Origin of the sequence: Bradyrhizobium sp. 956_D2_N1_4, from assembly GCF_052076025.1 — a bacterium.
GTDB classification, from domain to species: Bacteria; Pseudomonadota; Alphaproteobacteria; order Rhizobiales; family Xanthobacteraceae; genus Bradyrhizobium; species Bradyrhizobium barranii.
This window is the reverse complement of sequence record NZ_CP197237.1, coordinates 1,067,109-1,079,985: the sequence shown is the minus strand read 5'-3', so window position 1 is coordinate 1,079,985 and position 12,877 is coordinate 1,067,109. Positions and strand designations below refer to the sequence as shown.

Annotated in this window: 9 protein-coding genes; 3 read left to right on the top strand and 6 right to left on the bottom strand. The window is 63.6% G+C overall.

Annotation, left to right across the window (positions count from 1 at the left end):
• The first annotated feature begins 8 nt into the window (after nucleotides 1–8).
• Genes AB7535_RS05070 through AB7535_RS05060 form a run of 3 tightly spaced genes read left to right on the top strand, consistent with a single transcriptional unit; the run spans nucleotide 9 to nucleotide 3,384 of the window.
• Nucleotides 9–1,520, top strand: a complete 1,512-nt coding sequence (locus tag AB7535_RS05070) for an ABC transporter substrate-binding protein (RefSeq protein ID WP_085404393.1) — start codon at nucleotides 9–11, stop codon at nucleotides 1,518–1,520.
• Nucleotides 1,521–1,551: 31 nt separating this feature from the next.
• Entirely contained in the window at nucleotides 1,552–2,493 is a 942-nt protein-coding gene (locus tag AB7535_RS05065; protein WP_071915894.1) for an ABC transporter permease, read from the top strand.
• A 3-nt stretch (nucleotides 2,494–2,496) separates the two neighbouring features.
• Nucleotides 2,497–3,384 carry an ABC transporter permease gene (locus AB7535_RS05060; RefSeq protein WP_085404394.1) on the top strand — a complete coding sequence of 296 codons (888 nt, stop codon included), beginning with the start codon at nucleotides 2,497–2,499 and terminating at the stop codon, nucleotides 3,382–3,384.
• Here the strand turns inward: AB7535_RS05060 and cnbZ are convergent.
• The 6 genes from cnbZ to AB7535_RS05030 all read right to left on the bottom strand — a co-directional run bounded on the left by cnbZ (nucleotide 3,381) and on the right by AB7535_RS05030 (nucleotide 12,876).
• Entirely contained in the window at nucleotides 3,381–4,127 is a 747-nt protein-coding gene (gene cnbZ, locus AB7535_RS05055; protein ID WP_085404395.1) for a 2-amino-5-chloromuconate deaminase CnbZ, read from the bottom strand. The genes AB7535_RS05060 and cnbZ overlap by 4 nt on opposite strands.
• A 9-nt stretch (nucleotides 4,128–4,136) precedes the next feature.
• Nucleotides 4,137–5,387 carry an adenylate/guanylate cyclase domain-containing protein gene (locus AB7535_RS05050; protein WP_085404396.1) on the bottom strand — a complete coding sequence of 417 codons (1,251 nt, stop codon included), beginning with the start codon at nucleotides 5,385–5,387 and terminating at the stop codon, nucleotides 4,137–4,139.
• Complete coding sequence (locus AB7535_RS05045; RefSeq protein WP_014496960.1) at nucleotides 5,384–5,773, bottom strand: response regulator; 390 nt, start codon at nucleotides 5,771–5,773, stop codon at nucleotides 5,384–5,386. Before AB7535_RS05045 ends, AB7535_RS05050 begins: the two co-directional genes overlap by 4 nt.
• Nucleotides 5,770–8,367 (bottom strand): sensor histidine kinase, encoded by a 2,598-nt coding sequence (locus AB7535_RS05040; protein WP_085404397.1) that lies wholly within the window; start codon nucleotides 8,365–8,367, stop codon nucleotides 5,770–5,772. Before AB7535_RS05040 ends, AB7535_RS05045 begins: the two co-directional genes overlap by 4 nt.
• A gap of 149 nt (nucleotides 8,368–8,516) precedes the next feature.
• Nucleotides 8,517–11,612, bottom strand: a complete 3,096-nt coding sequence (locus AB7535_RS05035) for a MexW/MexI family multidrug efflux RND transporter permease subunit (protein ID WP_071915899.1) — start codon at nucleotides 11,610–11,612, stop codon at nucleotides 8,517–8,519.
• A 70-nt stretch (nucleotides 11,613–11,682) separates the two neighbouring features.
• Nucleotides 11,683–12,876, bottom strand: coding sequence for an efflux RND transporter periplasmic adaptor subunit (locus tag AB7535_RS05030; protein ID WP_085404398.1), 1,194 nt, complete (start codon nucleotides 12,874–12,876; stop codon nucleotides 11,683–11,685).
• Nucleotide 12,877: the final 1 nt, after the last annotated feature.

Sequence of the window (12,877 nt, the reverse complement as noted above, 5' to 3'; positions counted from 1 at the left end):
TGAGAGCGATGAGTTTCATGCGTTTGACAATCCTGGCGTCGGCTGTGCTGACGTCGCTCGCGGGCGCAGCCCAGGCTCAGACCACGCTTCGCATCGGCATCGCCGAAGACCCCGACATCCTCGATCCCAGCATCGGCCGCACCTATGTCGGCCGCATCGTCTTCTCCGCCTTCTGCGACAAGCTGTTCGACATCGACGAGAAGCTCAACATCGTGCCGCAGCTCGCGCTGTCCTACGAGACCTCGGCCGACGGCAAGGAGATGACGATCAAGCTCCGGCCCAACGTCAAATTCCACGACGGCGAGCCGCTGGACGCCGAAGCCGCAAAATTCTCGATCGAGCGTCACATGACGCTGCCGACCTCGTTCCGGAAGTCCGAGCTTGCCAGCGTCGACCATGTCGAGGTGGTCGATCCGCTGACCATCAAGCTGGTGCTGAAGACGCCCTACTCGCCGCTGATCGCCCAGCTCACCGACCGCTCCGGCATGATGGTCTCGCCGAAGGCGGCGAAGGAAGCCGGCGACAAGTTCGGCCTGCATCCGGTCTGCGCCGGTCCCTACAAATTCGTCGAGCGCGTCCAGCAGGACCGCATGGTGTTCGAGAAGTTTGCCGACTACTGGAACAAGGACAACATCCATATCGACCGCGTCGTGTTCCTGCCGATTGTCGACGCGACGGTGCGCCTTGCCAACCTCAAGTCCGGCGGGCTCGATCTGATCGAGCGCGTGCTCGCCACCGACATCAAGGACGTGCGCGCCGATTCCCGCCTCGTGCTGTCGACCGCGCCGGAGCTCGGCTATCTCGGCCTGACCGTCAATATCGGAAACGACAAAACCAAGGGGCCGCTGAGCCAGTCGGCGAAGGTCCGCCAGGCACTCGATCTCTCGATCGACCGCGAAGCGCTCAACCAGGTCGTCTTCAACGGCGAGTTCACGCCTGGAAATCAGTGGGTCAGCCCGAAGCATCCCTATTACCAGAAAGCGTTCCCGGTTCGCGGTCGCGACATCGCGAAGGCCAAGGCGCTGCTGAAGGAAGCCGGCGTCACCACGCCGGTGACGGTGGATTACATGATCCCCAAGGGCGCGGAGAACGAAGCCGTCGCCCAGGTCGTCCAGTCCATGGCCGCGGAAGCGGGTTTTGACATCAAGATCCGCGCGGTCGAATTCGCGACGACCTTCAAGCAGGCTCAAGCCGGCGAGTTCCAGATCTTCCAGATCAACTGGAGCGGCCGCATCGATCCCGACGGCAATTCCTACATCTTCATGCGCAGCAAGGCGCCGCAAAACGACGGCGTGTATTCGAACCCCGAGGCCGACAAGCTGATGGAAGATGGACGCATGACGTCCGACGTCGAGGAGCGCAAGGCGATCTACGAAAAGCTGACCAAGATCCTGCTTGACGATTTTCCGATCATCTACATCTACCACCGCACACTGCTGATCGCGCACACGAAGAAGCTCGACGGCTACAGGCAGATGCCCGATGGGCTGGTGCGTGTGGTCGGATTGAAGTTCAAGTGATCACGGCAGCGGTTGGGACGCGCGTGGAGCCATGCTGAACTTCCTCGCCCACCGAATCGCGCAGATCGTGCCGACACTGTTCTTCGTGTCGGTGCTGATCTTCTCGCTCCAGCAATTGCTGCCGGGCGATCCCGCGCTGGTGATGGCCGGCGAGGAGCGCGATCCCGCCGTGATCGAACAGATCCGCCAGCAGTACAAGCTGGATCAGCCGATCCCCGTGCAGTACGTCTATTGGCTCAAGGGCGTTCTCTCAGGCAATTTCGGCGAGTCGTTGCGCAACAAGATGCCGGTGCGCGAGCTGATCGCACAGAAGCTGCCGGTGACGCTCCAGCTCGGCTCGATGGCGATCCTGATCGCGTTCCTCATCGGCATTCCCGCCGGCATCATCTCCGCGGTGAAGAAGGGCACGGTTTGGGACTATGGTGCCAACCTGTTCGCGCTGTGGGGTATCTCGACGCCGAATTTCTGGCTCGGAATCCTCATGATCTTCCTGTTCTCGATTCACCTGGGCTGGCTGCCGGCCTCAGGCTACGTGCCGCTGACCGAGGACTGGCGCGCGAGCCTGGCAGCCACCATCATGCCGGCCTTCGTGCTCGGCAACGCAATTTCGGCGGTCCTGATGCGGCACACGCGCAGCGCCATGCTCCAGGTTCTGGAGAGCGACTATGTCCGCACCGCGCGCGCGAAAGGTCTCTCCGAGCGCTCGGTGATCCTCAAGCATGCGATGCGCAACGCGCTCACGCCGATCATCACCCTCGGTGCGCTCGAGCTCGGCACGCTGTTGTCGGGCGCGGTGCTGACCGAGCAGATCTTCTCCATTCCCGGCTTCGGCAAGCTGATCGTGGATGCCGTCTTCAACCGTGACTATGCGGTGGTGCAGGGCGTGGTGCTGGTGACGGCCACAGTCTACATCACACTGAATCTCGTTGCCGACGTCGCCTATGTCCTCGTCAATCCGCGGCTGCGAGGTTAGACGATGACCGACGCCGCACTGCCAGCCAGTCCCGCCTCCCAGGCCTACGAGCTGGACAGCCCGGCGCGCCGTGCGCGGCGGCGCCTGTTCAAGCGCAAGGCTGCGGTCTTCGGGCTTGTCGTGATCACGGCCTTCATCCTGCTTGCGGCCCTTGCGCCGCTGGTCGTGCCCTATGATCCCATTGCGACGAGCTGGAGCCTGGTGCGCAAGCCGCCCACCGCCGCTCACTGGTTCGGCACCGACGATCTCGGCCGCGACATCCTGAGCCGCGTCATCTACGGCGCGCGGGCCTCGCTGATGGCGGGTCTGATCTCGGTCGCGATCGCGCTCGGGATCGGTGTCCCTCTTGGCCTCCTCGCCGGCTATCGCGGCGGATTTGTTGACGCGCTGATCAGCCGGATCACCGATGCAATGTTGGCCTGCCCGTTCCTGATCCTGGCGATTGCGCTGGCCGCCTTCCTCGGTCCCAGCCTCGGCAATGCCATGATCGCAATCGGCATCTCGGCCACGCCGATCTTCATCCGTCTGACGCGCGGGCAGGTCTTGAGCGTCAAGGCCGAAGACTATGTCGAGGCGGCGCGCGCGCTCGGCAATCCGCCGTGGCGCATTGCCTTCTCGCACATCCTGCCGAACATCCTTCCCGCGCTATTGGTGCAGGCGACGCTGTCGATCGCCGCCGCCATCATCGCCGAAGCCGCGCTGTCGTTCCTCGGCCTCGGCCAGCAGCCGCCCGCACCGTCCTGGGGCAGCATGCTCAACGCGGCGCAGCGCTTCCTGACCCAGGCGCCGTGGATGGCGATCTGGCCGGGCCTTGCGATCTTCCTCGTGGTGCTGTCGCTGAACCTGCTCGGCGACGGCCTGCGCGACGCGCTCGACCCGCGTCAGCGCTAGATCACGGTCTCGCGCATCACGCGGCGACAATCCATCTCGTATTCGAGATCGACCACTGGCGGACGGGCAAAATGCCAGGTCAGGCCGGAGCGCAACGCGCCGCGGCGGACCAGTTCGTCGACCAGCGCGTGGTGGAAATCGTGCACGGAATAGGCCTGCACGCCGGTGGTGTCCTTCCAGCCGAAGCCGAAGGCCGTCATCCGGTTTTCCATCTGCGACGTGGTGGTGAAGCGCACCTTTTCGCGCAGCCCCTCCGGACTGAGGTCGCGGTAGCGCACGGTGCGCTCGACATAGGTCCCGCCGCCCTCGCGCGTCTCGGCGCCACCGGCGATCACGAAACTTGGCGCCTTCGATGTCGTCGGACGCGTGAAGGAGAAGGCATAGAACGACGGCTCGGACGGCGGATCGATCTCCGGACAGACATTGCTGCGCGCCACCGGATTGGTGGTGCCGTCGAAGATGCCCCATTCGGACAGCGTCTTCACATAGTGCAGGTTGAATGCGCGAAAGCCGTCCTCGCTGAAGGCCGCCGGTGAGCGCAACTCGCAGGCACAGAACGCCGTCAGCGGCCGGCCTGCTTCCTGGATATACTTCGCCGCGAGCGCAAATCCCTCGGCCAGCGGCACCAGGCGGTCGAACCGAACCCGCTCGATCTCGTAGCCGTCGTCAGCGGCGGCACCCGCCGAATACTGGAACACGGACGGAATGAAACGATAGTTGCCGGCGGAGAAATCACCAATCATGTCGAACTCCTATTCCAGTTTCATGCGGACACCCTTGGCGCCGTTGAGCAGGCGCTTCAGGTGAAAGCCGGCCAGGGAATCGTCGGCGTGGATCCCGACCAGCGCGGCAAAGGCCGGCATCGCCGCGACGTCGCCGGCTTCCATCTTGGCAAAAGCCTCGGAATATTGCGCCGTCCTTGGCGCTTCGAATTTTTCCTGCAGCAACGGTTCGAACGCGCGCAGCGGTTCGCTGCGTCCGCGCAGCATCAGATCACCCACGGGACGGCCTTGAAAATGCTCGGCCGCCTTGGCGACGCTGGCACTGGCGCAGATGCGTGTTCCCAGATGCTTGTTGGCGGCCTCCAGTCGCGCCGCGATGTTGATGGTGTCTCCATACGCGGTGTAGTCGAAGAAGCGGTTGCCTCCGAAATTGCCGACCAGAGCCGGCCCGGCGTGAATGCCGATGCGGGTGGTGCCGAAGTTCACGCCCACGGCCCTCTGGCGCGCGCAGAAATCCTGCGCCCAGGCATCGAGGTCATGGGCGCAGGCGACCGCACGCGTCGCATAGTCCGGCTGATCGCCGGGCGCATTGAAGAGCACCTGGATCGCATCGCCGATGATTTTTGCGACCGTCCCCTCATGCGCGAAGATGGTTTCGGTCATCCCGCCAACATATTCGTTGAGGAGCGCGCCCAGCGTCTCGGGCGGCGCGCTCTCGACCAGGGAGGTGAACCCGGTGATATCGGTGAAGATGGTGGCGACATCGCGCCACTGCACCTCGATCCCCTCACCCTCGCCGCCAGCCACCAGACGCTTGGCGAGCTCGGGCGAGAAATGGCGCGATAGCGCGGCATGGGCCCGCTCCGCCTCCATCTGACGGCGCCGTACCTCGCGCAGCATCTCGATATGGCGAATGGTCTTCTCGATCGTGGCTTCCAGGTCGGCGAAGTCGATCGGTTTGGTGAGGAAGTCGAACGCGCCGCGGTTCATGGCGGTGCGGATGTTGCTCATGTCGCCATAGGCCGAGACGATGATGGTCGACTTCTTGTCCTCGGCCTCCTGGAGCTTCGCCAGCAGCGACAGCCCATCCATCCGCGGCATGTTGATGTCGGAGACCACCATGTCGACATGCGGGTTCTGCTCGAGGGATTCCAGCGCCTCGACGCCGTCGCGTGCAAACATGATGTCGACGAGCCCGTCGCGGATCTGCCTGCGAAACTTTTGCAGGATCAGCGCCTCGAGGTCTGGCTCGTCATCGACGAAGAGGATGGTCGAAGTCATGCGGCTTGCTCGAGCCTCGTGTCGATCTCCTGCCGCAGCAGCGCAAAATCGATCGGCTTGGTGAGGAGCCCGATGGCGCCACGCTCGATCGCCTTCCGGCGCGTCTCGGCGTCACCATAGGCCGTGATCATGATGACGGGAACGTCCGGATGCTCGGCGCGCACCTTGGGCAGCATGTCGAGCCCGCTCATGCCGGGCATGTTGATGTCGGACAGGATCAGGATCAACGAGGGGTCGCGCACCTCGGAGGCGAGCCTGAGCGCATCGGACGCGGACGGCGCGAATTCCATCTGGAAGCGTCCGGCGCGCAGGTCACGCCGGAACTGCTGCCGGAACAGCGCCTCGACGTCGGGCTCGTCATCGACGACCAGGATGTAAACGTTCAATTCTTGCCTCCGGGAGTATCGTCCGCCGCCATCTGGCGCGGCAACGTGATGATGAATTCGGTGAATACACCGGGTGTGGTGTTCACGTCGATCGTGCCGCCGTGCTGTTTCACGACGATGTCATGACTCATGGACAGGCCAAGCCCGGTGCCCTCGCCGGCCGGCTTGGTGGTGAAGAACGGATTGAACAGTTTCGCCTTCACCTCGGGCGGAATCCCTGTGCCGTTGTCGCGGATCCGGATCTCGACCTTGTCGCCGAGGTTTTTGGTGGCCGCGTTCAAGGTGGGCTCGAAGCCGTCCGTCGCGCTCTCCTTGCGCTTGGCCGCAGCATAGAAGCCGTTCGAGATCAAATTGAGCAAGACGCGCGCGATCTCCTGCGGATAGACATCGACCATCCCGGCCCCGGGATCGAACTCGCGCTCGAGCGTGACGTTGAAGGCGGGCCGTTCCGCGCGCGCGCCGTGATAGGCGAGATTGAGGCTTTCCTCGACGATGGCATTGATATCGCTGGGACGATGCTCGCCGGAACCCGCGCGCGAATGCAGCAGCATGTTCCTGACGATGGAATCGGCGCGCTTGCCGTGCTGCACCACCTTCTCGAGATTGCTCTTGAGCATGCCGGTCAGCTCGTCGACCTCCTCCTTCGTCTTGCCGTCGAGCGAAGCCGATTGCAGGGCCTGGTTGAGTTCATCGATCAGCTCGGTCGAGACCGAGGAGAAATTGTTGACGAAATTGAGCGGGTTCTTGATCTCGTGGGCGATCCCCGCCGTGAGCTGGCCGAGGGAGGCGAGCTTCTCGGTCTGGATCAGGCGATCCTGCGCGGTACGCAGATTGTCGAGCGACTGCGACAGCTCCGTGGTACGCTCACGAAGCTGCTTGAGCAGTCGAGCGTTCTCGATCGCAATCACAGCCTGTTTGGTGAAATTCTCAACCAGTGCGATCTGCTTGTCGGCGAACGGACGGACCTCCTTGCGATAGACCGCGATCGTGCCAATCAGCTCGTTCTCCTTCAGCATCGGCACGATGACGATCGTACGGGCGCCGGCGACGTCTGAGATCGCGCGAACGGCAGGCCCACCAGCAAGATAGGCAGGTGTGTTTCGCACATCGTGAACGTGGACGACCTCACGTGTCCTGACGACCTCGGCGAGCGCGCTGTTCGGACGAGGTCGGATTTCCACATCTTTTCGCGAAGCAGCGAACGCAGCCGGCACATTGTAATCCGCCGCAATCGTGAAGCTTTCACCGTCCCAGAGATTCATGACGCCGAAACTTGCGCCACAGACCCGCGTCGCATTTTCGAGCATTTTGTAGAACACGGGAGCGAGTTCGCCCGGAGAGGAACTGATGACCTCCAGCACCTCAGAAGTCGCCGTCTGTTGCTCGAGCGTTTCGGACAATTCAGCCGTCCGCCGCTCGACCTTGTTTTCCAAATCCGCATAGGATTCCTGCAATCGCGCGCCCATGTCGTTGAACTGGTCGGCGAGTCCTTCGAGCTCGTCGCCGGTCTTGATCGAGATGCGCTGCGAGAAATCGCCGCCGCCGATCCGCTCGGCGCCGCTGCGCAGGGCCTGGATCGGTCCGACCATGCGGCGTGCGAGAAAAATCCCGGCGAGCACCGCGAAGATCGACGCTGCGAGCAACACGATCGCCAGCCGCTGCAGCGAAGCATAGAGCGCCGCATAGGCCTCCTCGACCGGCAGCTCGACGAGCATGGTCCAATGCAGCGGCTCGATCGGGGCCGATGTGGTCAGCACCTTCTGCCCCTGGATATTGCGCGCTTCGGGGAGCGCGTCGGACAGGGTGCCGCCTCCAGCCTGCGCGGCGCGCACCTGCGCGAGGCCCGACATGTCGGTGTTGCGCAGCACCAGGCTGATGTCGGGATGCGCGATCAGGCGTCCCTCCGGGCCGACCACATAGGCGTGCCCGTGTTCGCCGACCTTGATCTGGGACACGACGTCCCAGATCAGCTTGAGATTGACCTCCGCGATGCTGACGCCGGCATCCTTGCGCGCGCCGGCCAGCGCGAGCGTCATGTAGGGCTCGGACTCCCTGCGGAAATAGACCGGGCCGTAATAGACCTTGTGCGCGACCGCCTCGGTGAACTTCGGGTCGGCCGACAGGTCGATCCCGCTGTCGATCGCGTCCATGGCCAGCCGCGAGACCCGCAAGCGCTCCTTGCCGGTCGCATCCACCTGGGCGAGCTCTGTGACCGCGGGCACCTGGCGCAGCAGCCGTTGTGCGTCGAACCGGCGCTGCTCGATCGAGCCCGCCGACCAGGGCAGCTGCGTGGTCCAGCCTAGCTGGCTCTCGATCTCCTTGACGAACTGGCCGATCTTGGCCGCCGCCGCCTCCGCCTGCTCATGCTGGACCCGGATCAGCGCGGCCTTGTGCTCGCGATAATAGAAGAAGACCTCGAACAGCCCGTTGGCCAGCAGCGCAATGGCGACGACGGCCACGAAGAGCGCGACATATTTGGTGAAAAGCCGGGTCCTGATCCCGCGCCCCGCCGCCTCGCCGGGCACGACGCCAGCCGCGGCCGCGCTCGGCGCCGTCCTGGCTTGCGGGGTGTCGGGGTGGAGGGAGATGCTCATCCCGGCGAATCTAGCAAGAAGGCCGGAACTTGTCTCTCGCCAACGCGGAAAGGGCTCCCCCTAAGCCTGACGGCGTCCGCAGGCTGCGGGGCAAATGAAAAGGGCGGCAACGGATGCCGCTGCCGCCCTCTGGTTCGCTGACCTGCGGCTCAGGTCGGTCGCAGCGCCTTGGAATTGAGGTCGAGATCGTTGACCTCCTTGTTCCGCTCGGAATCGGCCGCCGCGCGGTGGTCGGTTGCCAGCACGACGTAGACTGCGGGCAGCACGAACAGCGTGAACAGCGTACCGATCGACATGCCGGCGACCACCACGAGGCCGATCGAGAAGCGGCTGGCCGCGCCCGCGCCGGACGCAGTCAGGAGCGGGATCAGGCCGGTCACCATCGCGGCCGTGGTCATCAGGATCGGCCGCAGACGAATGCGGGCCGACATCTCGATGGCCGAGCGGCGGTCGAGCCGCTCGTTGACCTGGAGCTCGTTGGCGAACTCCACCATCAGGATGCCGTGCTTGGTGATCAGGCCGACCAGGGTCAGCAGACCGACCTGGGTGTAGATGTTCATGGTCGCCATGCCAAAGAACAGCGGGATCAGCGCACCCACGATCGCCATCGGCACCGAGATCATGATCACGAACGGGTCACGCAGGCTCTCGAACTGCGCCGCCAGCACCAGGAAGATGATGATCAGCGCAAAACCGAAGGTGATCGCAAGCTGGTTGCCCTCCTGCACGTATTGCCTGGAGTCCGCGAGATAATCGTGGCTGAAGCCGGCCGGCAGCTTCTTGGCCTCGCCTTCGAGGAAGTCGACCGCCGATCCGACCGTCACGCCGGGCATCGGCACAGCCGAGAACGTCGCCGAATTGAGCTGATTGTAATGCGTCAGCGAATTCGGATCAGTCTTGGTCCTGACCGAGACCACGGTCGACAGCGGGAGCTGCTGGCCCGTGTTGGTCGTCACATAATAGCCGCCGAGCGATTCCGGCGAGAGCCGGCTGCTGCGCGGCACCTGTGGGATCACCTGGTAGGACCGGCCCTCCAGATTGAAGCGGTTGATGTAGTTGCCACCGAGCAGCACCGCGAGCGTAGAGCCGAGGTTCTGCATGTTAACGCCGAGATCCTGCGCCTTGGTGCGGTCGATCGTGACCTCCACGTTCGGCTGGTTGTAGGCGAGGTCGCTGTCGGAGACGATGAACATGCCGCTCTTGCGCGCGGCGTCCTTCAGCTTCTCCATCTGCTCATAGACCGTCTGGAAGCCCGCGGTGGAATTGATCACCATCTGAACCGGCAGACCGCCGGGGCCACCCGGCAACGGCGGCAGGTTGAACGCGAAAGCCTGCACGCCCTCGATCTTGGAAAGCTCGGCCTGCACCAGCGGCTTCAACTGGATCGACGAGCGCTTGCGCTCGTCCCACGACTTCAGCAGCATGCCGGCGATGCCGCCCTGCGGGCCGTTGATGCCGTTCAGCACGAAGCGCAGATCGGTTTCGGGGAACTTCTGGAATTTCTCGTCGAGCTTCTCGCCGTAGAAATCGACATAGTCGATGTTGGCGTATTTCGGCGCCTTGGTCACCGCGAACACGATGCCCTGGTCCTCCTCAGGCGCCAGCTCTTTCGAGGTGTGCATGTAGAGGAAGCCGACCAGCCCGAGGATCGTCACCGCGAACAGACCGGTGATCGCCTTGTAATCGAGCGAGCGGTCGAGCCTGCGCCCATACCAGCGCGTCAAAGCGCCGAACACCTTGTTGACCAGCTTGGCGAAGCGGCCCTCTTCGGTATTCTTGAGCAGAATAGAGCACATCATCGGCGACAGCGTCAGCGCGATCACACCTGACACGATCACCGAGCCCGCGAGCGTAAAGGCGAATTCGCGGAACAGCGAACCGGTCAGGCCGCCGAGGAAGCCGATCGGCGCGTACACCGCCGCGAGCGTGATGGTCATGGAGATGACCGGCCCAACGATTTCGCGCGCGCCTTCCAGCGCCGACTGAACCGGCGTCTTCCCCTCCTCCAGATGGCGATGGATGTTCTCCACCACGACAATGGCGTCGTCGACCACGAGGCCGATCGCGAGCACCATCGCGAGCAGGGTCAGAAGGTTGAAGCTGAAACCCAACGCCAGCATCAAGGTGCAGACGCCGATCATCGACAGCGGAATGGTGACGACGGGAATGATGACCGAACGGAGCGAGGCCAGGAACAGGAAGATGACCACGATCACGATGATCACGGCTTCACCCAGCGTCTTCTCCACCTCGTCGATCGAAGACTGGATGAACTTGGTCGAGTCGTAGGCGACCTTCATCTTCATCGACGGCGGAAGATTGCGCTCGAGTTCGGGGAACAGTGCGCGCACGCCCTTGACCAGCGTCAGCGGGTTGCCCTGCGGCGTCGCGTTCACGCCAATGAAGATCGCATGCTCGCCATTGAAGGCGACGCTGGCATCCGTGCTTTGGGCGGCGAGTTCGACTGTGGCGATGTCCTCCATCCGCACAAAGCCGCCGTCCTTGGCCTTGACGATCATCTTCCTGAACTGGTTGACGTCAGTCAGGCTGGTGTTCGTCGAGATGTTGGAAACGATCAGATAGCCCTTGGTCTGCCCCGCTGCGGACTGGAAGTTGTTGGCGGCGATCGCGGCGGCGACATCGGCCGGCGACACGTTGCGGCCGGCCATCTTCATGGGATCGAGCCACAGCCGCATCGCAAAGGTCTGGCCGCCCAGAATGTCGGCCGAGGCCACGCCGTCGACCGTCGACAGCACCGGCTGCACCACACGCGTCAGATAGTCTGATATCGCCGAGCCCGACAGCTCTTCGGAGGAGAAGCCGAGATACATCACGGCCGTGGTCTGGCCGGTGGTCTTGGTGACGATCGGGTCGTTGGATTCCTTTGGAATCAGGTACTTGACCGAGTTGGTCTTGGCGAGCACCTCGGTGAGCGCCTGGTTCGGATCGAAGTTCAGCTTGATGTAGACCTGGATCGTCGAGGTGCCGAGCACCGAGGACGAGGTCATGTAGTCGACGCCTTCGGCCGAGGCGACCGCCTGCTCGATCGGCGTCGTGATGAAGCCCTGGATCAGGTCTGCGGACGCGCCGGGATAGACGGTCGTGATGTTGATGACCGTGTTCGACAGCTTCGGATATTGCCGGATCGGCAGCACCATCGCCGCGCGCAGGCCGATCAGCAGGATCAGCAGACTGACGACGACCGACAGGACCGGTCGCTTGATGAAAATATCGGTAAAGCGCATCGCGGCGATCTCGATTTCTTTGTCTCAAGAAAAGTGACCCGGCGAGGCCGGATCACCTGGATGTATTGGATCAGTAGCGCGGCGGCTGCGCCGGGATCTGCGGCGCCGGATCGGTCGAGATCGCAACTGGGGCGCCCGATTGCAGCTTGAGCTGGCCGACAGCGACGACCTTGTCGCCCACCTTCACGCCCTTGATGATTTCGACGCGACCGTCGACCCGGCTGCCGGTCTGCACGAACGTGCGCACTGCGGAGAGGCTGGTCTTGCCGTCCTCTTCCTTCTTCTCGGTGATCACGAACACGGAGTCGCCGTACAGCGTGTAATCGACCGCCGTTTCCGGCACGGTGATCACGGCCGGCTTCGCCGGCAGCACCACCGTCGTGGTCACGAACATGCCCGGCTTCAGGATCTTCTCCGGATTGGCGACCGTCGCCTGCACGCGGATGTTGCGGGTGTCGGCCGCGACCTGCGGCTCGATCGTGGTGATCTTGGCATCGAAGGTGCGGCCGGGGTAGGCGTCGACCTTGAGCCGGACCGGCTGGCCGACCTTGAGGTTGCCCGAGTCCTTTTCGGTCACCGTGAAGTTGGCCCACAGCTCCGACAGATCGGTCAGCGAGACGATCGCCGTGCCGGCCGTCAGGTACTGGCCGACTTCGACCTTGCGGACGCCGAGATCGCCGGAGAACGGCGCACGCACCAGCTTCTGCGAGATCACCGCCTCGGTCTTGGCGATGCCGGCCAGCGCCTGATCGTAGGCGGCCTGCGCGTTATCGACGGTCGCCTGCGGGCCGAACTGGCGCGATGCCAGCTGCTTGGCGCGGTCGAGCGAGAGCTGTGCGACGGTTGCCTGCGCCTTGTAGTTGGCGAGGTCGCCCTGCTCCGGCATGTCGAAGAACTGCACCAGTGGCGTGCCGGAATCGACATGCGTACCCGGCTCGAACTTGATCTCGGTGACGCGGCCGTTGACGTCGGCGCTGACGTCGACCTGGTGCACGGCGGCAAGGCCACCGACTGCGGTGAGCAGGTTCGGCACCACCTCGGACTTCGCCTCGGCCGCGCTGACCGCGGTCGGCGGCGGCTTGTTGTTGGCGAAGAACTGCTTGATCATCTGGCCGCGGAAGTAATTGAACCAGACGAGGCCGCCAACGAGCACGCCCAGGAGCGTGCCGACGATGATGAACCACAGCACCGGCCTGACCGGACGCTTGGGAGCCTTGGTGTCGATCGGTTCGCCCGAAATCTTGTGTTCGGTTACGATGTTCATG

Bases quoted from the DNA above. Each gene is read 5' to 3' on its own strand.
- AB7535_RS05070 (WP_085404393.1), top strand. From the start codon at position 9: ATGAGTTTCATGCGTTTGACAATCCTGGCGTCGGCTGTGCTGACGTCG.
- AB7535_RS05065 (WP_071915894.1), top strand. From the start codon at position 1,552: ATGCTGAACTTCCTCGCCCACCGAATCGCGCAGATCGTGCCGACACTG.
- AB7535_RS05060 (WP_085404394.1), top strand. From the start codon at position 2,497: ATGACCGACGCCGCACTGCCAGCCAGTCCCGCCTCCCAGGCCTACGAG.
- cnbZ (WP_085404395.1), bottom strand. From the start codon at position 4,127: ATGATTGGTGATTTCTCCGCCGGCAACTATCGTTTCATTCCGTCCGTG.
- AB7535_RS05050 (WP_085404396.1), bottom strand. From the start codon at position 5,387: ATGACTTCGACCATCCTCTTCGTCGATGACGAGCCAGACCTCGAGGCG.
- AB7535_RS05040 (WP_085404397.1), bottom strand. From the start codon at position 8,367: ATGAGCATCTCCCTCCACCCCGACACCCCGCAAGCCAGGACGGCGCCG.
- AB7535_RS05035 (WP_071915899.1), bottom strand. From the start codon at position 11,612: ATGCGCTTTACCGATATTTTCATCAAGCGACCGGTCCTGTCGGTCGTC.
- AB7535_RS05030 (WP_085404398.1), bottom strand. From the start codon at position 12,876: ATGAACATCGTAACCGAACACAAGATTTCGGGCGAACCGATCGACACC.